Source organism: Snuella sedimenti (genome assembly GCF_016428595.1).
Classification (GTDB): domain Bacteria; phylum Bacteroidota; class Bacteroidia; order Flavobacteriales; family Flavobacteriaceae; genus Snuella; species Snuella sedimenti.
In genome coordinates, this window is sequence record NZ_JAELVQ010000010.1 from 50,654 (window position 1) to 74,381 (window position 23,728).

The window sequence follows — 23,728 nt, forward strand, 5'->3', positions numbered from 1 at the left end:
ATGTTGAATATTTGTTGTGTTTTTAATAAGTAAATTAATTTTTTATACAATTCATGTTAATAGCAAAAAGTGACCTGCATTCAGCACTAAAAAAATACTTTGGGTTTAATAAGTTCAAAGGGCTTCAAGAGGATGTAGTAGAAAGTATTATATCGGGAAATCACACTTTTGTGATTATGCCAACAGGAGGGGGGAAATCGTTATGCTATCAATTACCTGCTTTAATGCAAGAGGGTACGGCCATAGTGGTATCACCTTTAATTGCTTTAATGAAGAATCAAGTAGATGCTATAAGGGGTGTTTCTAATGAAGAAGGAATAGCCCATGTGTTAAACTCTTCGTTAAATAAAACAGAAGTTAAGCGCGTTAAGGAAGATATTGTTAATGGTGTTACAAAATTGTTGTATGTGGCTCCCGAATCGCTTACCAAAGAAGAGAATGTAGAGTTCTTACGATCGGTAAAGGTGTCTTTTATGGCTATTGATGAAGCGCATTGTATTAGTGAATGGGGACATGATTTTAGACCAGAATACAGAAACTTACGCCATATCATTGGCCGTATTGGAGATAATATTCCCATTATAGGTTTAACGGCAACGGCTACTCCAAAGGTGCAAGAAGATATTATTAAGAATTTAGGTATAGGTAATGCAAGAACCTTTAAGGCTTCTTTTAACCGCCCTAATTTATATTATGAAGTGCGGCCGAAAACAAAAAACGTAGACGCCGATATTATACGGTTTGTCAAACAGCATGAAGGAAAATCGGGGATTGTATATTGTTTGAGCAGAAAACGTGTTGAAGAACTGGCTCAGGTACTCCAGGTTAACGGTATAAAAGCGGTGCCTTATCATGCTGGTTTAGACGCCAAGTCCAGATCAAGTTACCAAGATAAGTTTTTAATGGAAGATGTCGATGTGGTTGTGGCTACTATTGCTTTTGGAATGGGAATCGATAAGCCAGATGTACGTTTTGTAATCCATCATGACATACCCAAGAGTATTGAAAGTTATTATCAGGAGACAGGTCGTGCTGGTCGCGATGGCGGAGAAGGCCATTGTTTGGCTTTTTATTCTTATAAAGACATCGAAAAACTGGAGAAGTTTATGTCTGGAAAACCAGTAGCCGAACAGGAAATAGGACATGCTTTATTACAAGAAATGGTTGCTTTTGCAGAGACTTCCATATCCAGAAGAAAGTTTATTTTACACTATTTTGGAGAGGAGTTCGACAATGAAACGGGCGAAGGGGGCGACATGGATGATAATGTGAGGCATCCAAAGAAGAAACATGAAGCTAAAGATGATGTAAAGTTGTTGTTGGAAACCATTAAGAAAACAAAAGAAAAATATAAATCGAAGGATCTAGTAAATGTTATAACGGGTAAAGAAAATGCGCTCATAAATTCACACAAAACAAATGAACAGCCATTTTTTGGTTTAGGTAAGCACCAGGACAAAAAATATTGGATGGCTTTGTTAAGACAGGTTTTGGTAGCTGGTTACCTTAAAAAAGATATAGAAACCTATGGGGTTATTAAATTAACCAAAGAAGGGCTTGATTTTATAGGTAAACCGGAATCTTTTATGATGACCGAAGATCATGTTTATGAAAACGGACAAGATGATGGGGCAATTGTAACGTCTGCTAAAGGAGGTGGGGCTGTAGCCGACCAACTGTTAATGAATTTGCTTAAGGATTTGCGTAAGAAGAACGCCAAAAAGTTAGGAGTACCTCCATTTGTGATTTTCCAGGATCCATCGTTAGAAGATATGGCGCTTAAGTATCCTATAAGTATGGGAGAACTAGCCAATGTTCATGGTGTTGGCGATGGAAAAGCTAAAAAGTACGGAAAGGATTTTGTGGAATTGATAGCAAAATATGTAGAGGAACACGATATTATTCGTCCTGATGATTTGGTTGTTAAGTCTACGGGAAGTAATTCTGCACTCAAACTATATATCATTCAAAATATAGACAGGAAATTGCCTCTAGATGATATTGCAGATTCGAAAGGAATGGAAATGAAGGATTTTATAAAAGAAATGGAAGCCATTGTCTATTCCGGAACAAAACTGAATATTAGTTATTGGATTGATGAAATACTGGATGAAGACCAACAAGAAGAAATCCATGATTATTTTATGGATTCGGATTCAGATAGTATAGATGTTGCAATCGATGAATTTGATGGTGATTATGATGACGAGGAGCTTCGACTGTATCGTATCAAATTTATTAGTGAAGTGGCGAATTAGTGTTCAGTGTTCAGTATACAGTGTTCAGTATACAGTGTTCGGTATGCAGTGTTCGGTACTCAGTTTTACAATCTTAAAATAAAAAGTATACAGTGGTAGGCTAGCGTATTTTTGGGGTTGGTCTCTTGGGGGTATACTTTAAACTTCTTGCTCTGGGCTTCAAACTTCTAATAGACTTTCTTATCTTTGCACTTTCTTAAAAAATAGAGCATTATGCAAGACGGATTATACGCAAAATTTAATACAGCTAAAGGAGAAATTATCGTTTCTTTAGAATATGAAAAAACGCCAGGAACGGTAGGTAACTTTGTTGCTTTGGCCGAAGGAAATTTAGAAAATTCAGCAAAACCCCAAGGGACACCCTATTACAATGGTTTGAAATTTCATAGGGTAATTCCTGATTTTATGATTCAAGGTGGATGTCCGCAGGGAACAGGGAGTGGAAACCCAGGATATCAGTTTGACGATGAGTTTCATCCTGATTTGAAGCATGATGGCCCTGGTGTATTATCTATGGCAAATGCTGGGCCAGGAACCAACGGAAGTCAATTTTTTATCACACATGTAGCAACACCATGGTTAGATAATAACCATACCGTCTTTGGACGTGTTACTGAAGGTCAGGATGTTGTGGATGCTATAGGACAAGGTGATGTTATTGAAAGTATAGAGATAGTAAGAGTTGGTACTAACGCTGAAGCTTACAATGCTATTGAAGCGTTTAGGACTTTTGAAGGTTCAAGAGAAAAAAGATTAGCAGAAGCTAAAGCAGAGGCAGAAGCTGAATTGGATAAAATAGCTGCTGGTTTTAGCAAAACGGATAGTGGTTTACGTTACCAAATTATACAAGAAGGTAATGGAACTAAAGCTGAAAAAGGAAAGACCGTATCGGTACATTATAAAGGTCAATTAACAGATGGTACGGTATTCGATTCTTCATACAAGCGCAACCAACCAATTGATTTTCCTTTAGGAATGGGGCAGGTTATTTCTGGATGGGATGAAGGTATCCAATTACTGAAAGTAGGCGATAAAGCACGTTTGGTTATTCCTAGTAGTTTAGGATATGGTAGTCGTGGTGCCGGAGGTGTTATACCGCCGGATGCAACACTAATCTTTGATGTTGAATTGATGGACGTAAAATAAACAGTTCATTTTATATAAACTAAAGCACTTCGATTGAAGTGCTTTTTTTATATTTATACATGACAAACTTAGAACTTGAACATTTAAGGTATCCCATTGGTAAATTTGAATGCCCTACCACTATAACAGCTAACCAAGTGAAGGATTGGATTGCTATTTTAGAACATTTTCCAGAAAGGTTGGAATCTCTTGTAGGTAATTTAACGGACGAACAGTTGGATACTGTATATCGTCCTGAGGGTTGGACGGTACGGCAAGTGGTACATCATTTAGCCGACAGCCACCTTAATAGTTATATTCGTTTTAAATGGACATTAACAGAGGATATACCGGTAATAAAACCTTATTATGAAGAACGGTGGGCTGAACTCCCAGATGCAAAACAGGCACCTATTACTATGTCGCTATTACATTTAAAAGTCATTCATTATAAATTGGTGTATTTGCTCAAGCATTTGTCTGAAGACGATTTGAGCAGGCGTTTTATTCACCCCGAAACCAATACGGAAGTGCCACTTAATAGAAACATTGGTGTTTATGCTTGGCATAGCAATCACCATTATGCACATATTGAAAATTTACTAAAGCGTAATAATTGGCTTTAAATTATGGAGTTGATTAGACCTGTACGTACAGAGGATAGCGATCAGCTTTTGGGAATTTATAATTATTACGTTGTAAATTCTATTGTGACGTTTGATTTAAAGCCCTTTGCATTGTCCGAGTTCGAAGAAAAAGTACATGCCATCTCAGCAGCTTATCCCTTTATTGTTTTTGAAGATAATGATAGAATTTTAGGTTATGCTTACGCCAGTAAATGGCGCGAAAAACCTGCTTACAATTTCACGGTAGAGTCTACTGTATATGTTAGACAAGATGCGCAGGGTAAACAGGTAGGCTCTAAGTTATATACAGAGCTGTTACGTTTATTAAGGCAAGGTAACTACCATGTGGTTTTAGGTAGTTTAACACTACCCAATGAGGCCAGTGTGAAGCTTCATGAAAAATTTGGTTTTGAGAAGGTAGCCCATTTTAAAGCAGTGGGCTTAAAGTTTGGCAAGTGGTTGGATGTTGGTTTTTGGCAATTACAGTTAGATTAAGGTTTCCATTTTATATTACAACCAATACTTGGCTTTTGTGGTCTTGTGTTGGCTTCTCCTTTTAATAAGCAGTCCAATGCATGCCTTAAATCGGAACCAGTAACCGGAATACCGTTACCCGGTCTTGATGCATCCAATTGTCCCCTGTAACGTAGTTTTAAGTTCGCGTCAAATACATAAAGGTCAGGCGTACAAGCAGCGTCGTAGGCCTTTGCTACTTCTTGGCTTTCATCGTACAGGTATGGAAAAGGGTAACCTTCGGCTATCGCATGCTGTTTCATTTTGTCGGGACCATCTTGGGGATAATGGTTCACGTCGTTGCTGGAAATGGCAATAAAGCGAATGCCTTTTTTTGTATAGCTATTTGCAATTGCAACCAATTCCTTATTAACATGAATAACAAAAGGACAATGGTTACAAATAAACATAATAACAGTGCCATGTTTGCCTTTAAGGGATTCAAGGGACATTAATGAGCCGCTTACCGTGTCCGGTAATTTGAAAGGTGGAGCTATAGTGCCCAGAGGCAACATATTTGATGGAGTACGAGCCATAATAAATTATTTTAGCAAAGTTCGATATAAGGAAATCATTTGACTTCGCTCAACCTGACATAATTTCCATTCAAAAACTGTCAATTTGAGTGATTTTTCGAAGAAAATAGTATCGAAAATAAGTTTTTGAATATCGGTTGGATTACGTCGAACCCATGTTGTTTTAGCAAAGTTCGTGATTATTTATATTTTTGAAAAATGAATGATTTAATATCTTTTGAAGATTTTACTAAAGTATGTAGGCTCACCCATATTAGAACTGTCTAATTTTCTAAAATTTCAACAAAGTTATTGTTTTTAATTGTAATGGAGCTAGCTCCATTACAATTGACTTCTGCATATTTTATCGGGGACATTTTCCCCAATGTATCATGTGGCCTATAATGGTTGTAATCGTGCATCCATAATTGGGTTTGTTCTCGGACTTGGTCAATGCTCTCAAAAATATATCGATTGAGTACGCCCCTCCTGAAAGAACCATTAAAGCGTTCTATAAAGGCATTTTGGGTTGGCTTTCCAGGCTGTATGTATTGAAACGTTATGCCGTGGATTTCACTCCACACAGATGTGATATTTGCTATGAACTCAGGCCCATTGTCCATGCGTATCTTTTGGGGCTTGCCCCTTTTGTTCACTAAATGGTTCAGAACCCAAACGATACGGTTGCTGGTCAAGGAAAAATCTATTTCTATATGCAGGGCCTCCCTGTTATAGTCATCAATAACATTGAAAGCTCTAAAACGTCTTTTGTTTTCAAGTACATCCGTTACAAAATCCATGCTCCAAGTATGATTAAGAGCTTGCGGAACATCTAAAGGTTCTTTTGTTCTTGCCGGTAAACGTTTCTTGGCTTTGCGCCTTAACGGTAATCCCAATGCTTTGTATACGCGGTGAACGCGTTTGTGGTTCCAAGGCTTGCCTTCATCCTTTAAGCGGTCAAAAGCCTTCCAAAACCCTTCTTCTGGATGTTCTTCTGCCTTTTGGAGCAATGCTCGCTCTATCTCTTTATCCTCTTTAGGCAATGGCGTGTAATAATAAACGCTCTTACTCATATTTAAAACACGGCACGCCCTACTGATACCGTAGTGAATAAGTTCTTGGGCTATTACTCGTTTACGGTAGGGCCTTAAAGCTTTTTTTCGATGATCTCTTTGGCCATTTGGTGGTCCAGGGCCAGATTGGCATACATCTGTTTGAGTTTGCGGTTTTCTTCCTCCAACTCTTTGATGCGCTTGAGTTCTTTACCGTTCATGCCAGCGTAGCGCTCACGCCATTTATAGAAGGCAGAAGTGCTTACCCCGTGTTCACGGGTTATCTGTTCGACACTTTTCCCGTTATCGAACTCTTTTAAAATCTTGGCTATTTGCTGCGGACTGAATTTACTTTTTCTCATAATTACTGTTTAAAGTTAATATTTTTTTACACTTTTAAACAGTTCGGTTTTAAGGGGAGCTTACAAGTAGACCTTCGGGTAGGAACTATAATAGATGTAAATGACTTTCCTAAAGCCAGAAAACCTGCTTACCAGCTAACGATTGATTTTGGGGATTTAGGGGTAAAAAAAACATCGGCACAAATAACGACTTTGTACAGTAAAGAAGCATTATTAAATAGACAAATAGTAGCTATTGTTAATTTCCCTAAAAAGCAAATAGCCAATTTTATGAGTGCTTGTTTGGTATTGGGGGCAGTTAATGGAAAAGATGTTATTTTGTTAAACCCAGAAGATAGGGTTAAAAATGGGACACCTGTTTCTTAAGGCTAAGTCTTCATTTTTTTAAGCTTGTACTAGGATAATATAAAATATACATGAATAAAAAAGCCGTTATCAAGAAGATAACGGCTTTTGTTGGTTGCATTGATTTTGGGTCGGTTATATATCGTCAAAATCTATATCAGTAAAACTTTCTGCTGGTTTGTGGGCATTTTCATTATTAGCGTTTGCATTATTATACCCATCTTGGTCATATTCCTTTTTAAAGTCCTTTTGATGACGTTCGCTAATAACTTCATCGCCTTTTTCCTGGATAATATAATCGGTCATTTCGGCTAGGATAGATTTAAATTCAGAGAAGTCTTCTTTATAAATATATATCTTGTGCTTTTTATAATGAAAAGACCCATCGTCATTAGTAAATTTTTTACTTTCCGTAATGGTAAGATAATAATCGTCTGCTTTAGTCGCTCTTACATCAAAAAAATATGTACGTCTTCCTGCTCTTAATACTTTTGAAAATATCTCCTCTTTCTCCATCATATCATTATTGTTCATAGTTGTATTTTAAATTTATCTATTGTCATTAAGTTCCTCAAAAATCTAAAAAAATAGCATATTAACCAACAAATTATGAAAATTCTTTTATTTAAGTTGCTATTTAGGCAATTTAAAGTGGCTATAAATGTATATTCTATACGCCTTTGCGCGTTATTAATCCATGTCAACTTCAGATTCACTTAGTTGTTTTAAATACAGGTGTTTGTAGTAACCTTCTGCATTTATGAGGGTGTCATGTGTGCCAGATTGTACAATTTCTCCATTATCGAGTACAATAATTTTATCGGCGTTTTTAGCAGATGAGACCCTATGGCTCACAATAATGGTTGTTTTGTTTTGCGATATCTTGTTTAGGTTTGTTAGTATTTTTTCCTCTGTTTCGGTGTCAACAGCCGATAGGCAATCATCAAATAATAAGATTTGAGGCGATTTTATAATGGCCCTGGCAATCGAAACGCGCTGTTTTTGTCCGCCAGAAAGTGTTATCCCGCGTTCGCCTAAAACGGTATCATAGCCATTGTTGAATTTGATAATGTTTTTGTGAACGTGGGCTTTTTTAGCTGCACTTATCACGTCTTCGTCGGTAGCATCTTCTTTTCCAAATTTAATATTATTCTTTATGGTATCTGAAAACAAAAAGGCATCTTGTGGTACATAACCAATACCGTTCCTTAAAGATGTGAGATTGTGTTGGCTAATTTTTGTCCCATTAATTGTAATGGTTCCTTCGTCGATATCGTAAAGACGTCCAATTAAATCCAGTATGGTGGATTTTCCCGATCCGGTTTTTCCCAAAATAGCAAGGGTTTCTCCTTGTTTAAGGGTAAAGCTAACATTTTTTAAGGCTTGTATGTTGGTGTCGTCGTAGGTAAAGGATACGTTATTGAAACTAATATCGCCATCAATATTCGTATCTACATTAACAGTATTCTTTATTTCGGGGGCAATATTTAAAAACTCGTTAATTCGTTTTTGGGAGGCTTCGGCCTGTTGTACTATTGAAGTAACCCAACCTACTGTTGCTACTGGCCAAGTAAGCATATTGACATAAATAATAAACTCGGCAATGGTACCCAAACTTTCAATTTCACCATTAATATATTGCATACCGCCAATGTAAATAACTAATAGGTTACTGGCACCAATAAGTAGTATCATCATTGGGAAAAACAATGCTTGTACTCTAGCCAAGCTAAGGTGCTTGTCTTTACTGTCTGCAGCCAATGCATTAAAATTTTTGGATGTTTCTGGTTCAATGCCATATGCTTTTATAACAGAAATACCACTAAAGGATTCTTGTGTAAACGTGGATAGTTTTGAAAGGTATTCTTGTACTATGGTACTGCGTTTATGGATTTCCCTACTTAATTTATAAATGGCCACAGATAGAATTGGTAAGGGCATAATAGTATAAAGAGTAAGCTTAGGCGCTTCACTAAACATATATATTAATGCTATAATAAATAGTGTTACGGTGTTAATACTGTACATAATGGCAGGACCCGCGTACATACGCACACGACCAACATCTTCACTAATTCGGTTCATTAAATCGCCAGTTCTGTTCTTTTTATAAAAGTTTAAAGATAACTTTTGATAATGTTCGTAGACTTCATTTTTTAGATCGAATTCTATATAACGGGAGACATTAATAATGGTTTGTCTCATAAAAAACGTTAGGATACCCGCAATAAAAGCGGCTCCAATAATGTAAAAGATAATCTCTCCAAGTTCGGCTTGTATGCTACTCGATCCAAAATCGCCGCCATCTTTATACTTTTCTACAATTACAAAAATTTCACGAACAAGGCGTGGTGTAAAAAGTAAAAATATTCTAGCTACAATGGTGATAATGATCCCTAATAAAAGATACGTTTTGTATTTAAAAAAGTATTTGTTTAAATGTTGTAATTCTTTCATTTATAATTGTGGAACTAATTTAAGAAAACAAAGATACAGGATTAAAACAATACATACGTGCTAATAAATGTTAAGGGAATTGTAATACTAGTATTGATTTTAGAGTGCTTCAGGGTTTTTCTATTTTCTAAAAAGGGTTGTATTTACTCGTAATTGCTACTTAAATGCTCTAAGGTTTGTTTAAAGGCTAAAAGGTTTCTCCATTAACGGCATTGTAGACTTGCTCAAAGTAGTTTGCTTGTATTTCGTTCCTATTTGTTTCTTTGTATTTTAAAAGTGCCTTTCTCGTGTTAGGTCCACTTCATTTTAGATTAAGAACAAAACGTTAAGATGGGCTATGAAATGCCCATTAACAAAAAGTTGCAATCCCAACCGAAATCGAAGATTCATGAACTCCTATTTTCAAAATAAAAACACGTGAGTATATGGTAATTTGGGCATCGCATCTGACCACTAAAAAACAATAGACATTAACAGATGAAATAATAAGCTTATATTTTGATTATAATTTTTTAAAATAGTTTTATTTTTGCAGCTTGAAAAACAACTAAGTTTTTACTTTTTTAATTTTAGTTCATTGTTATTATGCTAAACAGAAGACATATTCGTGTAAAAGTAATGCAAACCATTTATGCCTTTAAAGGCGGGGAAAGTGATGATTTTAGCAAGGATCAGAAATTTTTATTGTTTAGTATAGATAACATGTACAGTTTGTACTTATTGATAATTTCCTTGTTATTGGAAGTTCAAAAACGTGCAGAAAGTGATCTTCAGAAAAAACAGCGCAAGCATTTAGCAACTAAGGAAGATAAAGACCCTAATAGAAAATTTGTGAATAACGAGGTCTTTAAGCTACTTCAAGATAATATAGAATTGAAGAATCAATTAGAAGCATATGGTGTAAATAACTGGGAGTTAGATAGCGAATATGTTGATGTGATCTTTAAGGCTATTGTAAACAGTGATTTGTATAAGGAGTATATGCAAACAAGAGTATCTGACTTTAAGGAAGATAAAACGTTTGTTGTAGATGTGTTTAAAGAGATAATAGCGCCAAACGATAAGCTTTACGACTATATAGAAGATAAGAACCTTACTTGGTTAGATGATTTGCCGACGGTGAATACGACCATTCTAAAATTATTAAGAAAGGTAAAAAGAAGCACAACTGAAAATCATTTTACACCTAAATTATATAAGGATATAGAAGACAAGCAGTACGCTATCGATTTATTTAAGAAAACACTATTAAACAGAACCGCCATAAACAAAGAAATTGAGCTTAAAACCCAAAATTGGGATTCTGAACGTATTGCAAGTATCGATTTTGTTTTGTTACAAATGGCTATTGGTGAATTAAAGTTTTTCCCTTCAATTCCTGTAAAAGTAACCATCAATGAATATTTGGAAATAGCGAAGGAATACTCTACGCCTAAAAGCAGTATTTTTATAAATGGTATACTGGATAAGCTAGTGAAAGAATATGCCGAAGCAGGTGCCTTAAACAAAGTAGGGCGTGGCTTGATGTAGGTTTTTTGTTAAGAAATTGATAAAACTTTTTAATGGATTAAATAATTCCTATTTTTATACCCAAACTAAAACGATCTATTATGAGAAAAATAATATTAGGAGTAAGCGTATTTTGTTTAGTGGCGTTTGTGTCGTCATGTAAAGAAGATGCCTCAAAAAAGATTAACGAAAATAACGTAGCTGAAGCAGCAGTAAGAGATGCCAATGCATCTAAATTTCCTGTTATCGAGTTTGATAAAACAGAGCATGATTTTGGAGAAATTGAAGCTAAAACATCGGTAGAAACTGTTTTTAAATATAAGAATACAGGAGAAGCTCCTTTAGTGATTACCGATATAAAAAGTTCTTGTGGCTGTACAGTGCCCAAAGATTGGAGCAGAGAACCACTTGCACCAGGAGCGTCAGGACAGTTTTCTGTAAAATTTAACGGCAGCGGAACCAATAAAGTTTCGAAGACCATTACTGTTACTGCTAATACAGAAAAGGGTAGAGAAACTGTAAAAATTACGGCATTTGTAAAACCAGATCCAACAAAAGCAAAGTAAAACAATCAGCTGAACAATTAAATTCAGCATAATATTTAAAATAATGACCGAAGGAGGAGGAATAGGTAGTTTTTTACCATTTATATTAATGTTTGTAGTAGTGTATTTCTTTATGATTGCACCACAAATGAAGCGTGCTAAAAAAGAGAAAAAATTTAACGCCGAGTTAAAACGGGGCGATAAAGTAATCACTAAAAGTGGACTGCACGGCAAGATATTAGAATTAAACGATAAAGATGGTAGTTGTATTATCGAAACCATGTCGGGTAAAGTTAAGTTTGAGCGCTCTGCACTTTCAATGGAGTTGAGTGCCAAACTAAATGCAACTCCAGTAACAAAATAAAGAACAGCTATTCCTGTTTAAAGACCGCTTAATTGTGGTTAATTATCCATAAAAATTATGAGACTGTCTTAGACTAAAGGCAGTCTCTTTTTAATTTGGGCGGTATGCGATAGTGTATTCTCAATATTGAAAGAACTAATTATTTACAGTTAAAAGAAATTAATTGAAAGCTAAGAGACTGTTTAAATTCCACCTTTTGGTTTTGTTATGCCCCTTTTTTCACCACTTTTCGTTATGAAAATCCTCATTTAGCGCTGCTAAACTCCGGTTTTAAAGCCTTAATTGGCAAAAAAATGACCTATAACAAATTTCAAAAACGAATTTTAAACAGTCTCTAAATCAAAGTCTGATTATTTGGAATTTTAGTTAACTCTGTAAACAGGGTATTGCAAATGTGCTTTTTCGTAATGTTCACTTTGTTTGTGTAGCCAGTCTAATTGCGCATACCAATTGTTGTTAAATTCAGTTAAGTCTTTTTTCCTGTGTTCAAAGGCTTCCTTTAACCCTGGGTTGTCATTTAATAATTTTAACGCCTTGTCTTCCCAAACATAAGGAGAGAATCCTTCTTTTTGCTGAAGTATTGTGTCAAAGAAGTTCCAATTAAAGAAGGAGTCGAAAGCTTGCGGTTCTAGGGTCTCTAATAAATACCTAAAGGCATATTGCTTGGTACTTATTATATAATCACCTTTTGAGAAGGTAATTTCTTTTTCTTCCTTTGTTATTTCAGTATTGTAATGGGAGTAATGACCTTCATAAGGTGCTTTTTTTGTTTCAAATGATTGAATCTTATAGCTTTCAACTGTAAGTGTGGTGTCCTTTTTAAAAGGAGTCATTTTAACCTGATTTAGTTTTAGTAAGTCGATTACATTATGCCAGCCTTGGGGAATAACATAAGCAGAAGGGGTTTTTACTTTAAGACTCGGAATAAAGTGGTTTTGGTAAGGCGTGTCTTTTGTAAACGGTTGTGTTCTATAAAATTTAAGACGATTTTTACCTGTAATCTCACTAGGAATGCGTTCGCCTTTAAACCCTTTAAAATTCACGGTACTCGTTTTGGTGGTATCAATTTTCCAATCTAATGGGTAGTATTTGCTTTTGTGTAATTCTAAGGGTGCTTCTTTTCTAATAGCAGTAATTTTTTCACCATCTTCTTCGGTAATTTCAATCATACTTTTTAAAAGTTCGTAAGTGCCTTCAACTCTTTTTGGGTATGGCTTTAGCATGTGTGTTTCAATCATCATGCCTAAGGTGTTAAATAAGGTTGTATAGCCAGTTGAATACCTTGGGTAATCCATAAATTGGGAAAAGCCTTTTTCGGGTAGATTATTGAAAACATTTACATAAGGCGTAATATCCCAATGTTTTTTAGTTAATTTTTGTTCTAGTTTCGGCATCATGCTGTCGTTTAAATAACCGCCTAATTTGCCGCTAAGTTTATTATGTTGGGTAAATAAATGTGTAAGCGTGTATTGGTAGTCGGCACCATTGCTCACATGCGTATCAATAAAAACATCTGGTTGTACTAAATGAAATATTCTTGTAAATGCTTTTGCATTTTTGGTATCACATTTTATGAAATCTCGATTTAGATCGTAGTTTCTGGCGTTGCCTCTAAAACCATATGATTTTGGTCCGTTTTGATTGGTACGGGTTGTAGAGTTCCGGTTTAAAGCCCCTCCAACATTGTAAATAGGAATGGTTGTTAGAACTGTGTTTTTGGGAGGTGTAATATGCCCATTTACCAAGTCTCTAAAAAGCATCATAGTGGCATCTATACCGTCAGATTCACCTGGGTGGATGCCGTTGTTTATCAATAAAATGCGTTTATTCTTTCTAATTTCATGGAAATCAAAAGCACCATCAGGGTTTAATGTAACTAAATGTAATGGTTTACCCGAATCTGTCTCGCCAATGGCTTGAATGGAAATTTCAGGGTAGGCGTTAGCTAAATCTTCATAAAATTGAATGGTTTGGTAGTAAGTTGCTGTTTCGACACCGTTGGATTTTTCGAAATGGGTTTCAAAATTATAATATGGTTTTTCATTGGATGGGTTACAAGATACTAAAAGTACAAAGGCAATAATAATTATACGCATATATTCACTTTTTCGATAAATCTACAATTAAAATGATCATGTACAAATAATAAGTGCTAGATATCAAAGATTGTTTGAAACTTGTTATCCACTAATGCTTTTCGTATATTTGCACCTATGGGAAAAGGATTAAATGTTTTGAAGAACTACAGAATTTACGATTTTAACTTTTTGGTTTTTAGAATCCAATCGGATAAATTTATCCCTCCTGCCCTTTAAAAACTTCACCCGAAGTAACCACATAGAAAGGGTTGCTACTATTCTTTATTTTAAACAACCATATTAGGCGCTTATTTATTAGGTGTTCTATTGTCTTGTTTTTATTTTTTAATGTACTGCCTCCACAATATGTGGCTAGGTAGAATCTTTTTTGTATGACTATAAAAACCTTTGATGCTTATTCTAAGCTATCTATTATTGAAATAAACCGTTTGACTAATTTTTTGCACGAACATTCGGGAGAATTTAGAGACAGTAAGCGTGCCATTAAAAAATCTTTACAATATGCTATAAAAGATATAGCTGGATTGGGAGGTTATGTTTTTACAATAGAGAACCAAAGTGAAATATTAGGAGCGGTAGTTGTTAATAAAACAGGAATGGATGAGTACATACCAGAAAACATATTGGTGTACATAGCTGTAAATAAGGCATACAGAGGTTATGGTATAGCAAAAACCTTAATAGATTACACCCTTAAATATTGTAAGGGGGATATAACATTATATATCAATAAAAATAACCCTGTTGTGGGGCTGTTCGAAGAAAAAGGATTTAAAAAAAGAAACATAGAAATGCGTTTAGTACGCTAATGCGTGATTGAAAACATAGGCGAATAATTAAAAATTAAAATGCAAATGAAAATTTTAAAAGTAAAAAGAAAAACAGTTTACGAAAAACGATATAGTATAAAAATGGGAGAGCTTACAACAAAGGTTACTTACATTAAAAAGTATTTGTTTGGATGGCCAATTAAAACATTACATAAATATAGGGAAACGTACTATGGTGAAGTAAAGGAATGTAGAGACTGTATGCTATTTATTTAATATCTAAAACAATAATAACTAAAACATATGAGAGTACTAGTAATAGGAGCCGGAAATATGGGGCTTACTTATGCACAAGGTATGTCTAAATCGAAGTTGCTTAAAAAAAGGAACATTATGGTTCTGGACAACTCTGAAGAAAAGCTGGAAGAACTTCATCAAATGTCTCACTTCGATGCTTTTAAAGAATTAGACGATTGTGTGCCACAGGCAGATATTATTTTTATTGCGGTGAAGCCCTACCATTCTGAGGCTTTACTTCGTGCTATGCAATCTTTGGTAAACCCAGAACAAATAATTATTTCAATTATGGCGGGTGTCACGATCGATTCCATGAGAACATTAACAGGATTAAATAAAATAGTTAGAGCCATGCCTAATTTACCTGCTAAAATAGGAAAAGGGCTAACGTCTTATGTGGCTTCACCTGAAGTATCCAGAATAGAGCTGCTAACGGTCGAAAGTTTGTTGGATACCACTGGGAAATCAATTAGGGTATCGAATGAGAATTTTATAGATGCTTCTACAGGAATTTCAGGTAGTGGCCCTGCCTATGTGTTTTATTTTATGCAGAGTATGATGGAAGCTGCCTTGCAAATGGGGTTTTCTAAAAATGACTCAACCGTTTTGGTGAGCCAGACATTTACCGGAGCGGTCGAACTTTTTAACCAGTCTAATTTGTCACCTAACTCCTGGATGGATCGAGTCGCTTCAAAAGGTGGAACGACTAGAGCTGCTTTAGATTCTATGGCAGATAACAATGTAAACGAATTAATAAAAGAAGCTGCCTTTGCAGCCTTTCAACGTGCAATAGAATTAGGAGAAGAACATTAATAGTATGTATACAGAAAAAATAGTTATAAAAGTTGGGACTAATGTAATGACCAATAAGGACAATCGAATTGTCAGGCCCGTATTACGACGTCTCGTTCGTCAAATAGCCGAACTTTATGAGCGTGGTATTATTACTATACTGGTATCATCGGGCTCTGTGATTGCAGGGAAAGAGGTTTTGGGTAAATCTAACATAAACGATAGAACGCAACGGCGACAGGTGTATTCGGCCATTGGCCAGCCCAGAATGATGCGTTTGTATTACAATATATTTCACGATTACGGTATGAAGTGTGCGCAGGTGTTGCCTACCAAAAGGGATTTTAGTCCCGGAGTACATCGCGAAAATATGATAAATTGTTGCGAAGGATTGCTATCGGAAGGTGTTATCCCTATTGCAAATGAAGATGATGCCGTATCCGTGACCATGTCTATGTTCTCTGATAATGATGAGCTAGCCAGTCTTATTGCACAACTGATGAATGCCGATAAACTGATCATTCTAACGGATATTGATGGTATTTATAGCGGACATCCGGATTCGGAGGCCAGTGACCTTATAGAACATGTTGATCCTGATGAAAATTTGGATAAATACATTAAAGACAGTAACAAAAAAGAAGAAGAAGGCCGTGGTGGTATGGGATCGAAGTTGGATTATGCACAACAAGCTGCAGCTAAAAATATACCTACTTATATAGCCAACGGTAAAAGGGATAATACGATAATTGATATTATTGAAGGAAAGAATATAGGGACTAAAGTGGCCCTTTAAAACACAACAAATGAAATTAATAACAACAGCAATAAAAGATCATGTGTTGTCCAGTATGATAAGGTTATTAGACGCTAACCACGAAGCTTTACTGGAAGCAAATAAGAAGGATTTAGAGGGGTTTAATAAGGACGATCAGGCCATGTACGATCGTTTAATTATTAATGAAGACAAGATAAACAGCATGGTGCAGGCTATTAAAGAGGTGAAAGAGCAGGAGGATCCAGTAGAAAAGATCATTTCTGGCAATACGTTGCCAAGCGGATTGAAAATAGAAAATAGAACAGCACCTTTTGGAACGATCATGATTATTTATGAATCACGCCCCGATGTAACCATTGAAGCAGCAGCACTGGCCTTTAAGGCCAATAATAAAATTCTTTTAAAAGGTGGTAAAGAAGCCCTGAACAGTAATGTTCTGCTTGTTGATCTATGGCATCGTGCCCTCAAAGAGAACAGTTTAAGTACAAACTACATAAGGTTGCTTAAAATGAACAGGGAACAAACACAGGACTTTCTTAAAAAACCTACGGAGCCTTTAGATCTGATCGTACCTAGGGGGGGAGAGCGGTTAATTGCGTTTGTTAAAGAACATGCAAAGTGTGCCGTACTGGTAAGCGGAAGAGGGAATAATTTTTTATATGTTGATAAAGAAGCCAATTGGCAGCAGGCAATAGAGGTTATCCTTAATGCTAAAACCCACAAAATATCTGCGTGTAACGCATTAGACAAAATTTTAATAGACGTAAACATTCCGGAGTATGAGGCAAAACTAAAAGCGTTAAACACCATTTTAAAAACAAATGGAGTTGAGGTATTGGTTGATGAATTAACCCTTCGTACTTTGAAGGAGGAAACGATCATTGGGGATGATGCAGTGTGGTATGAAGAGTTCCTGGCAATGAAATGTTGCATTGGTTCGGTAGACAGCTTAAAAGAAGCTGTTAACAAGATAAACAAATATTCGGGAGGACACTCGGCTTCAATAATTACAACCAACAATGACACCGCCCAAACCTTTATGGAAGCGGTAGACTGTGCAGCTGTTTATAAAAACGCATCTACCCGATTTACTGATGGGGGCGCGATGGGCGTTGGTGCAGAACTGGCAATTAGTACAGATAAATTACACCATCGTGGTCCTTTAGGTCTTAAGCAATTGGTTACCAATAAGTATTATGTTTATGGAGATGGCCATGTACGTATGTAACCGTATTAATAGATCACCCGGGACGGGGTATTTCATATCTGATATAAAAATTTTCTAATGATTTCGTAGGGAAAAAAATAATATAGGTGTCTTACTAACAAACAGGCCTGATAAAGGAAACAAAACAGTATTAGTAACCCTAAATTTTATAATTATGAAATCTTTAAAATATGTAGCGCTTCTTGTAGCATTCGTTTTTTCTTCTATAATATGTGCACAAGAAGCGGAAACGTCTAATGAATTGAAGGCGACAAGCGAAACAAAAGTTGATAAAACTTCTTATTATGAAAAGCGAGCGCTAGAAGATGCTAAGTATGAACAGCAGTTTAAAGCTGATAATGAAGAAGAAGAGCTTGCATTTTGGGAAGACCAAAAAACATATGAAGCGGAATTAAAAGCGCGGGATCGAAAAGCTTATAGAGCTTATATGCGAAGAAAAAGAAAGGCTTATGCCGAGCATTACGGACATTGTGATCACCATTGTCACCACAGTGGCCATTATTATCACCATGCAACATTTTATTATTATGGTTATAACAGATACCATTATGAAAGGTATCCACGATCTAGCACTACAAGAGTAAGCATTGGAACTCCAAAAGTACGATTAGGGTTGTTTTAGTAGTTAAAAGTGCCTGTCCTGGTCAAAGTTTGCATAAACTAATATCCATTTGAAAATCAAACTTTAGGGCAGGCTTATTTTTTGTATCTGTCGTTTAGTCCAATACCCTGTAAAATAAGGGGTATGATCTTTTTTAACCGTGTTTGCAACGTGGTTTCTCTTTTCGCAGAACTAATATATTCGCAGAATTCACGTTGCTTATAGGGTGTTAAGGATTCAAAACAATTGTTTAGTGCTTCGTCTTTATCAAGACTATTTTTTAGAGTCTGCGGTATGGCAATTTCTTTTTTATTCTTGTCTGGTTTTAGGACACGTCCTAATTTTTGGTTGTCTATTGCTTCTTTTATGTAATTTAAAACGATGGTTTTGTCAATTTCATCAATTGATTTAAATCGCATTTGGCGTAATGCCTTTGTTTTGTATTCTTGGGCATTTATTAAAAGATTATGATCATCCTTTAAAAATATACCATTAAAGAACCAAAGGCCAAAGTGTTGCTTAAAAGCACTTAGTCCAACAACATTTTTGTTGTTTAGAGTGTAAACAGGAGCGTTCCATTTGATGGTTTCTTCTAATTCTGTATTAATTAAGATATTTCGCAACACATGTAAGGCACTCGAAAAATGAGGATGCAATTCAATATAAGCTTCAACGGATGTTACCTTTTCCACACGTTTTAAATTTATTTATAGAGCCCAGTATTTCCTTTTTCTAGTACAGGCATAAGTTTGTTGACAATACCTGGATGCTTAGAAGCAATATTAATGCTTTCCAAAGGATCGGTGTCATGATCATATAGTTCGATAGTAGGCTCGGCTTTTCTAAAGTATTTTGTGAGTCTATAGCGCTCTGTTCTTAAGGAAATACCATTTTTAAAATAACTGTAGGCAACATCATCTTGAGAAGAGGAATTGTTGTTGTTTAACAAGTTTATAAAACTTTCGCCATCTATGGGGTGTTTAGTATCCACATTGCACAGAGCCATTAAAGTGGGATAAATATCAACTGTTTCTACAATAGATGTAATAGGTTTTGTTTGTTTGCTGTTAGGTACTTTTATAATTAAAGTACTTTTCAAGGCATTTTCAAAAATGGTATGTTTCCCCCATACTTGTTGATCACCCAGATGCCATCCGTGGTCTCCCCATACCACAATAATGGTATTGTCGTCGAGTCCAAGTGCTTTAATTTCATCAATTATCGACCCAATTAAATGGTCTGTATAGCTAATGCAGGCATAGTAGGCATGTTTTAGTTGTTTTGTATAGCCATCGGATGCAGGCTGGTTAAGTGCAGGTTTTTCTTCTCCCAATTTATAACCGTTTAATTCGTGGCTGTTGTGTAAACTTTGTGGGTTGACATTTTGCGGGATTGCAGGATTGTCAGTGATTGGAATGGCATCTCTGTTGTATAAGTCCCAGTACTTTTCGGGTGCTGTAAATGGCAAATGCGGTTTAAAGAGACCTACGCTTAGAAAAAATGGCTTTGTATTTTTTTTGAGTTCTTTTAGTTTATCTATAGCTAATTGAGTAGTTAGACCATCTACATAACCAGTATCACTAACTTTTCCTTTTTCATAGGGTTTAACCTGTCTGTTCAAGCTTTGTCTGTTTTCACCATTGGCATAGCCAAAGAAAGCGTTCCAACCAGTTCGCCATTTCCCCGGATTAAAAATCAGTTCATCCCAGCTGTAGGGTAGTTCTCTTTTATTAGAAGGTTGTTCGGTATAGCCATAGAGAAGACCATCAGCAGAGTGACTAATTTTACCAATACCTACAGTATGGTAGCCATTTCTCTTTAATTGATGAATAAAGGTTTCTGGAATATCTGTCTCGGGTTGGTTAGAGAGTACATGTTGGGTAATGTCATTTCCAAGATGGGCTTTTGTTGTTGGCCGCATACCAGTTAGTAAGCAATGTCTGGAAGCACCACAGGTAGGTACATTTACAAAATGGTTTTTAAACAAAAAACCTGTTGCTGCTAACTTATCAAGATTTGGAGATTGCACTACTGGGTTGTTATAACAGCCTAAATCCGTTCTTAAATCGTCTACAGCAATGAATACGATATTGGGTTTTTCATTTTGTTTGCCACATGATACCAATGTGGTTGTTGAAATAATAAATAACCTAAGTAGTGTTTTAATGAGCATATGGAATAGTCGATTTTTGAGCTTTAAATATAATGTATTATTAGAAAAATAATTGTGTTACAAAACATAAAGACATGTTTTGTAAATTCTAGATCCGCCTTTGGTTTGAAATACTGTTGAAAATTGCTCGTTATCTCAAAATCCTTAGTGCTGGAACATACTTAAAAGATTTGTGCTTATGTATCCTGATGGTATTGATTATTGTTACCATTATATTATACAAATAGAGACAGATGAGAGGGATAAAAAAGGTTAGTATACCAAACCTCCAATTGGGGAGTATTTTAGTAAAAATATTTCCAAGCCCTAGCATTCCAGATATAATAAAAATGTAATAGAGAAATAATAAAAGCACCCAGGAAATTTGAAAGTTTAATATGGATTTTCCCAATTCATTAACCCCTTTTAGTTTATCCTTTTTTAGTATCCATAGGGTTAAAGGAATGATTATACCTAACAATGGAAAAAATAAAAAGCCTAGAGCCGAAGCGCTCATTAAGGTTAAATAACTTTGGTCTTCCTGTACTTGCCAATCCACAATATCATCGGGTGATGTGTTTAAGGCAACAGCCAATCGTTTTAAGGTGTCCCCTCTCGGAACGGTTTCATTATTTTCAATCCTTTGGATGGTTCTTAAGCTTAGACCTGATATTTCTGCCAATACTTCTTGAGAGAACCCTTTTCCGGTTCTTAATTCTTTTACACGTTGCGCTAAATTTAAATGGTCCATTTTGTTTGATTTTTATTTGCGGTAAAAGTATTTTGGATTTGTTATAGTTGATAGCGTCTTTACTACGTCATATTTACGTCATTAGTGTCAAACTGTTGATATTGTTACAAAAACAACAGCTTGATATAAAATATTTGCTTTTTATGCCAAGCTGTTGCGCAAGATTATATTTTTCACCGTGATTATTTTTTCATTGCGGTTAACTCGGCAATTTTACAAATAACCTCAGTGGCTTTTATCATACTTTCTACAGGTACGTATTCGTAACGCCCATGAAAGTTGTGTCCTCCTGCAAAAATATTGGGGCAGGGAAGGCCCATGTAACTTAATTGCGAACCGTCTGTGCCACCGCGAATGGCTTTTATTAAAGGTTTTATCCCAAGCTGTTTCATAGCTTCTTCTGCTATGTCAACGATATGCATTACAGGTTCTACTTTTTCTTTCATGTTATAGTATTGGTCTTTAATTTCCAAAACAATAACGTCATTACCATATTGGGCATTTATTTCATTGGTTATTTTTTGCATGACTTCTTTACGCGCTTCAAAATGGCCACGGTCGTGATCACGGATAATATACTCTAAAACCGTTTCTTCAACTTTACCTGTGATGTCGCATAAATGAAAAAAGCCTTGGTATCCTTCTGTGTGCTCAGGGGTTTCCAACCGTGGTAACGAATTAATAAATTCGGTTGCAATGTACATGGAGTTGATCAGTTTGCCTTTTGCATATCCCGGATGAACAATCTTTCCCTTAACGGTAACTTTTGCCCCGGCGGCATTAAAGTTTTCGTATTCTAATTCGCCAACTTGGCTGCCATCCATAGTATAGGCCCAGTCGGCTCCAAACTTTTCAACGTCAAATTTATGAGCGCCACGCCCTATTTCTTCATCAGGAGTAAAACCAATACGAATGGGGCCATGTTTAATTTCAGGATGTTGTATAAGGTATTCCATAGCAGACACAATCTCACAGATACCAGCTTTGTCATCGGCTCCTAAAAGTGTATTGCCATCTGTTGTAATTAAGGTTTGACCCTTATACAGTAAAAGATCTTCAAAATAACTAGGGGATAGTATGATGTTTTTTTCGGCATTAAGTACAATATCCTTTCCATCATAGTTAGAAATAATTTGCGGTTTTACATTAGTACCCGTAAAATCTGGTGTGGTGTCGAAATGCGAAATAAAGCCAATGGTAGGTACTGCATGTTCTACATTACTGGGTAACGTGGCCATAATATAGGCGTTTTCATCAATGCTAACATCTTGCAGGCCGATAGTTTTTAATTCATCTACCAGCTTATTTGCTAAATCCCATTGTTTTTTGGTACTCGGTGTCGTATTGGACTTAGCGTCAGATTGGGTGTCTATCGTTACGTAGCTTATAAAGCGGTCTATAATACGTTGTTTATCCATTATTTGATAGCGTTTTTTGGGAATATTAAGTTATTTAAGGGAATAACCTTTTATGGGGTTAAAAATACGATTATTAATTTTTTTCCCTTTTGAATTGGTTGATTTTTTATTTAGAAGTATTTTTGCATAAATAATACTGATGTACAAATTATTACTTCGTCCTTTATTTTTTAAAATCGATCCAGAGAAGATTCATCATTTTATATTTTCATTAGTAAAGAACACTTCTAAAATACCGGGGTTTAAAGCACTTTACAGAAGTTTGTATGTTGTTGACGATAAACGACTGGAACGTAAGCTATTTGGGATTACTTTTAAAAACCCCGTTGGACTGGCGGCTGGGTTCGATAAAAATGCCGTGTTATACAATGAATTGGCAAACTTTGGTTTTGGTTTTATAGAGATAGGTACCGTAACTCCTAAGGGACAGTCTGGAAATCCGAAAAAGCGCTTATTTCGATTAAAGGATGACCAAGGGATTATAAATCGCATGGGCTTTAATAACGAAGGTGTTGAGGCTGCTATTTCTCAGCTAAAAAAGAATAAGGGAAAACTTGTTATTGGGGGCAACATAGGAAAGAACACAGCTACAAAGCCTGAAAATTATACCAAAGATTATTTAGCGTGTTTTAATGCCTTGCATCCATATGTAGATTATTTCGTTCTTAATGTTAGTTGTCCTAATGTGGGAAGCCATGCCAAGTTAAACGATAAGGAATACTTAGAAGAATTGATAAGTGCTGTACAAAAAGCCAATAAGACATTTGAAAAGCAAAAGCCGATTCTTTTAAAAATAGCACCGGATTTGAATGATAATCAATTAGATGAAATTGTAGAATTGGTTAACGCTACGAATTTGGATGGCGTTATAGCTAGCAATACCTCTACCGATAGGCGTAATTTAAAAGCTACTAAGGAACAGTTGGAAGCTATAGGGAATGGCGGTTTGAGTGGGCAACCCATAAAAGAAAAATGCACACGCACCATAAAATACTTAGCAGAGAAAAGCAATAAAGCCTTTCCCATAATAGGTGTGGGAGGTATTCACTCAGCAAACGATGCTTTGGAGAAAATAAAAGCAGGAGCCGATTTGGTACAGATTTATACAGGGTTTATTTACGAAGGGCCAGGACTAGTGAAGGCTATTAACAAGGCGTTGTTAAAGTAAAGG

At 35.8% G+C, this 23,728-nt stretch carries 24 protein-coding genes; 15 read left to right on the forward strand and 9 right to left on the reverse strand.

From position 1 onward, the window contains the following. Positions 1-53: 53 nt before the first annotated feature. The 4 genes from JF259_RS09375 to JF259_RS09390 all read left to right on the forward strand — a co-directional run bounded on the left by JF259_RS09375 (position 54) and on the right by JF259_RS09390 (position 4,504). Positions 54-2,258 (forward strand): RecQ family ATP-dependent DNA helicase, encoded by a 2,205-nt coding sequence (locus JF259_RS09375; protein ID WP_199115057.1) that lies wholly within the window; start codon positions 54-56, stop codon positions 2,256-2,258. 213 nt (positions 2,259-2,471) lie between these two features. After that, on the forward strand, positions 2,472-3,404 hold the full coding sequence (locus JF259_RS09380) for a peptidylprolyl isomerase (RefSeq protein ID WP_199115058.1): 933 nt from the start codon (positions 2,472-2,474) through the stop codon (positions 3,402-3,404). Positions 3,405-3,463: 59 nt separating this feature from the next. Continuing rightward, positions 3,464-4,009 carry a YfiT family bacillithiol transferase gene (locus JF259_RS09385; RefSeq protein ID WP_199115059.1) on the forward strand — a complete coding sequence of 182 codons (546 nt, stop codon included), beginning with the start codon at positions 3,464-3,466 and terminating at the stop codon, positions 4,007-4,009. A gap of 3 nt (positions 4,010-4,012) precedes the next feature. After that, entirely contained in the window at positions 4,013-4,504 is a 492-nt protein-coding gene (locus tag JF259_RS09390; RefSeq protein ID WP_233164197.1) for a GNAT family N-acetyltransferase, read from the forward strand. Here JF259_RS09390 and JF259_RS09395 read toward each other — a convergent pair. Together JF259_RS09395 and JF259_RS09400 are read right to left on the reverse strand one after the other, a co-directional pair. Further along, positions 4,501-5,058: a thioredoxin family protein gene (locus JF259_RS09395; RefSeq protein ID WP_199115060.1), complete on the reverse strand. Its 558-nt coding sequence runs from the start codon at positions 5,056-5,058 to the stop codon at positions 4,501-4,503. The two genes, JF259_RS09390 and JF259_RS09395, sit on opposite strands and share 4 nt — an antisense overlap. Positions 5,059-5,321: 263 nt before the next feature. After that, a protein-coding gene (locus JF259_RS09400; RefSeq protein ID WP_199115061.1) for an IS3 family transposase occupies positions 5,322-6,451 on the reverse strand; the annotation gives its coding sequence in 2 pieces (ribosomal slippage) (positions 5,322-6,190 and positions 6,190-6,451; 1,131 coding nt in all). Between the two features lie 18 nt (positions 6,452-6,469). Here JF259_RS09400 and JF259_RS09405 point away from each other — a divergent pair. Next, positions 6,470-6,817, forward strand: a complete 348-nt coding sequence (locus JF259_RS09405; RefSeq protein ID WP_199115137.1) for a tRNA-binding protein — start codon at positions 6,470-6,472, stop codon at positions 6,815-6,817. A gap of 114 nt (positions 6,818-6,931) precedes the next feature. Here the strand turns inward: JF259_RS09405 and JF259_RS09410 are convergent, their stop codons facing one another. Together JF259_RS09410 and JF259_RS09415 are read right to left on the reverse strand one after the other, a co-directional pair. Beyond that, positions 6,932-7,330: a PUR family DNA/RNA-binding protein gene (locus JF259_RS09410; protein WP_199115062.1), complete on the reverse strand. Its 399-nt coding sequence runs from the start codon at positions 7,328-7,330 to the stop codon at positions 6,932-6,934. A gap of 156 nt (positions 7,331-7,486) precedes the next feature. Further along, positions 7,487-9,253, reverse strand: coding sequence for an ABC transporter ATP-binding protein (locus JF259_RS09415; RefSeq protein WP_199115063.1), 1,767 nt, complete (start codon positions 9,251-9,253; stop codon positions 7,487-7,489). A gap of 585 nt (positions 9,254-9,838) precedes the next feature. On the opposite strand from JF259_RS09415, the gene nusB reads away from it, so the two are divergent. The 3 genes from nusB (at position 9,839) to yajC (ending at position 11,671) form a co-directional block, all read left to right on the forward strand. Then, positions 9,839-10,783 carry a transcription antitermination factor NusB gene (gene nusB, locus JF259_RS09420; protein WP_233164200.1) on the forward strand — a complete coding sequence of 315 codons (945 nt, stop codon included), beginning with the start codon at positions 9,839-9,841 and terminating at the stop codon, positions 10,781-10,783. An 80-nt stretch (positions 10,784-10,863) separates the two neighbouring features. Continuing rightward, positions 10,864-11,328 carry a DUF1573 domain-containing protein gene (locus tag JF259_RS09425; protein WP_199115064.1) on the forward strand — a complete coding sequence of 155 codons (465 nt, stop codon included), beginning with the start codon at positions 10,864-10,866 and terminating at the stop codon, positions 11,326-11,328. A 43-nt stretch (positions 11,329-11,371) separates the two neighbouring features. After that, positions 11,372-11,671 carry a preprotein translocase subunit YajC gene (gene yajC, locus JF259_RS09430; protein ID WP_199115065.1) on the forward strand — a complete coding sequence of 100 codons (300 nt, stop codon included), beginning with the start codon at positions 11,372-11,374 and terminating at the stop codon, positions 11,669-11,671. 362 nt (positions 11,672-12,033) lie between these two features. Here the strand turns inward: yajC and JF259_RS09435 are convergent, their stop codons facing one another. Continuing rightward, on the reverse strand, positions 12,034-13,767 hold the full coding sequence (locus tag JF259_RS09435) for a M14 family metallopeptidase (RefSeq protein ID WP_199115066.1): 1,734 nt from the start codon (positions 13,765-13,767) through the stop codon (positions 12,034-12,036). A 374-nt stretch (positions 13,768-14,141) separates the two neighbouring features. Here JF259_RS09435 and JF259_RS09440 point away from each other — a divergent pair, with 374 nt between their 5' ends. From JF259_RS09440 to JF259_RS09465, 6 genes are all read left to right on the forward strand, one after another. Continuing rightward, on the forward strand, positions 14,142-14,579 hold the full coding sequence (locus tag JF259_RS09440; RefSeq protein WP_199115067.1) for a GNAT family N-acetyltransferase: 438 nt from the start codon (positions 14,142-14,144) through the stop codon (positions 14,577-14,579). 45 nt (positions 14,580-14,624) lie between these two features. Continuing rightward, positions 14,625-14,816 carry a hypothetical protein gene (locus JF259_RS09445; protein ID WP_199115139.1) on the forward strand — a complete coding sequence of 64 codons (192 nt, stop codon included), beginning with the start codon at positions 14,625-14,627 and terminating at the stop codon, positions 14,814-14,816. Between the two features lie 27 nt (positions 14,817-14,843). Continuing rightward, complete coding sequence (proC, locus tag JF259_RS09450; protein ID WP_199115068.1) at positions 14,844-15,650, forward strand: pyrroline-5-carboxylate reductase; 807 nt, start codon at positions 14,844-14,846, stop codon at positions 15,648-15,650. A 4-nt stretch (positions 15,651-15,654) separates the two neighbouring features. Then, complete coding sequence (proB, locus tag JF259_RS09455; protein ID WP_199115069.1) at positions 15,655-16,425, forward strand: glutamate 5-kinase; 771 nt, start codon at positions 15,655-15,657, stop codon at positions 16,423-16,425. 10 nt (positions 16,426-16,435) lie between these two features. Then, entirely contained in the window at positions 16,436-17,635 is a 1,200-nt protein-coding gene (locus tag JF259_RS09460; RefSeq protein WP_199115070.1) for a glutamate-5-semialdehyde dehydrogenase, read from the forward strand. 154 nt (positions 17,636-17,789) lie between these two features. Then, the gene (locus JF259_RS09465) at positions 17,790-18,257 is read left to right on the forward strand and encodes a hypothetical protein (RefSeq protein WP_199115071.1); all 468 of its coding nucleotides are present in this window, start codon (positions 17,790-17,792) and stop codon (positions 18,255-18,257) included. Positions 18,258-18,331: 74 nt separating this feature from the next. Here JF259_RS09465 and JF259_RS09470 read toward each other — a convergent pair whose 3' ends face one another. The 4 genes from JF259_RS09470 to pepT all read right to left on the reverse strand — a co-directional run bounded on the left by JF259_RS09470 (position 18,332) and on the right by pepT (position 22,557). After that, positions 18,332-18,928, reverse strand: coding sequence for a YdeI/OmpD-associated family protein (locus JF259_RS09470; RefSeq protein ID WP_199115072.1), 597 nt, complete (start codon positions 18,926-18,928; stop codon positions 18,332-18,334). Between the two features lie 11 nt (positions 18,929-18,939). After that, on the reverse strand, positions 18,940-20,409 hold the full coding sequence (locus JF259_RS09475; RefSeq protein ID WP_199115073.1) for a sulfatase: 1,470 nt from the start codon (positions 20,407-20,409) through the stop codon (positions 18,940-18,942). A gap of 130 nt (positions 20,410-20,539) precedes the next feature. Next, positions 20,540-21,139 (reverse strand): helix-turn-helix domain-containing protein, encoded by a 600-nt coding sequence (locus JF259_RS09480; RefSeq protein WP_199115074.1) that lies wholly within the window; start codon positions 21,137-21,139, stop codon positions 20,540-20,542. 182 nt (positions 21,140-21,321) lie between these two features. Then, entirely contained in the window at positions 21,322-22,557 is a 1,236-nt protein-coding gene (gene pepT / locus JF259_RS09485) for a peptidase T (RefSeq protein ID WP_233164201.1), read from the reverse strand. 139 nt (positions 22,558-22,696) lie between these two features. Between pepT and JF259_RS09490 the strand changes: the two genes are divergently transcribed. Next, a complete protein-coding gene (locus JF259_RS09490) occupies positions 22,697-23,725 on the forward strand; it encodes a quinone-dependent dihydroorotate dehydrogenase (RefSeq protein WP_199115075.1) in 1,029 nt (342 codons plus the stop codon). Positions 23,726-23,728: the final 3 nt, after the last annotated feature.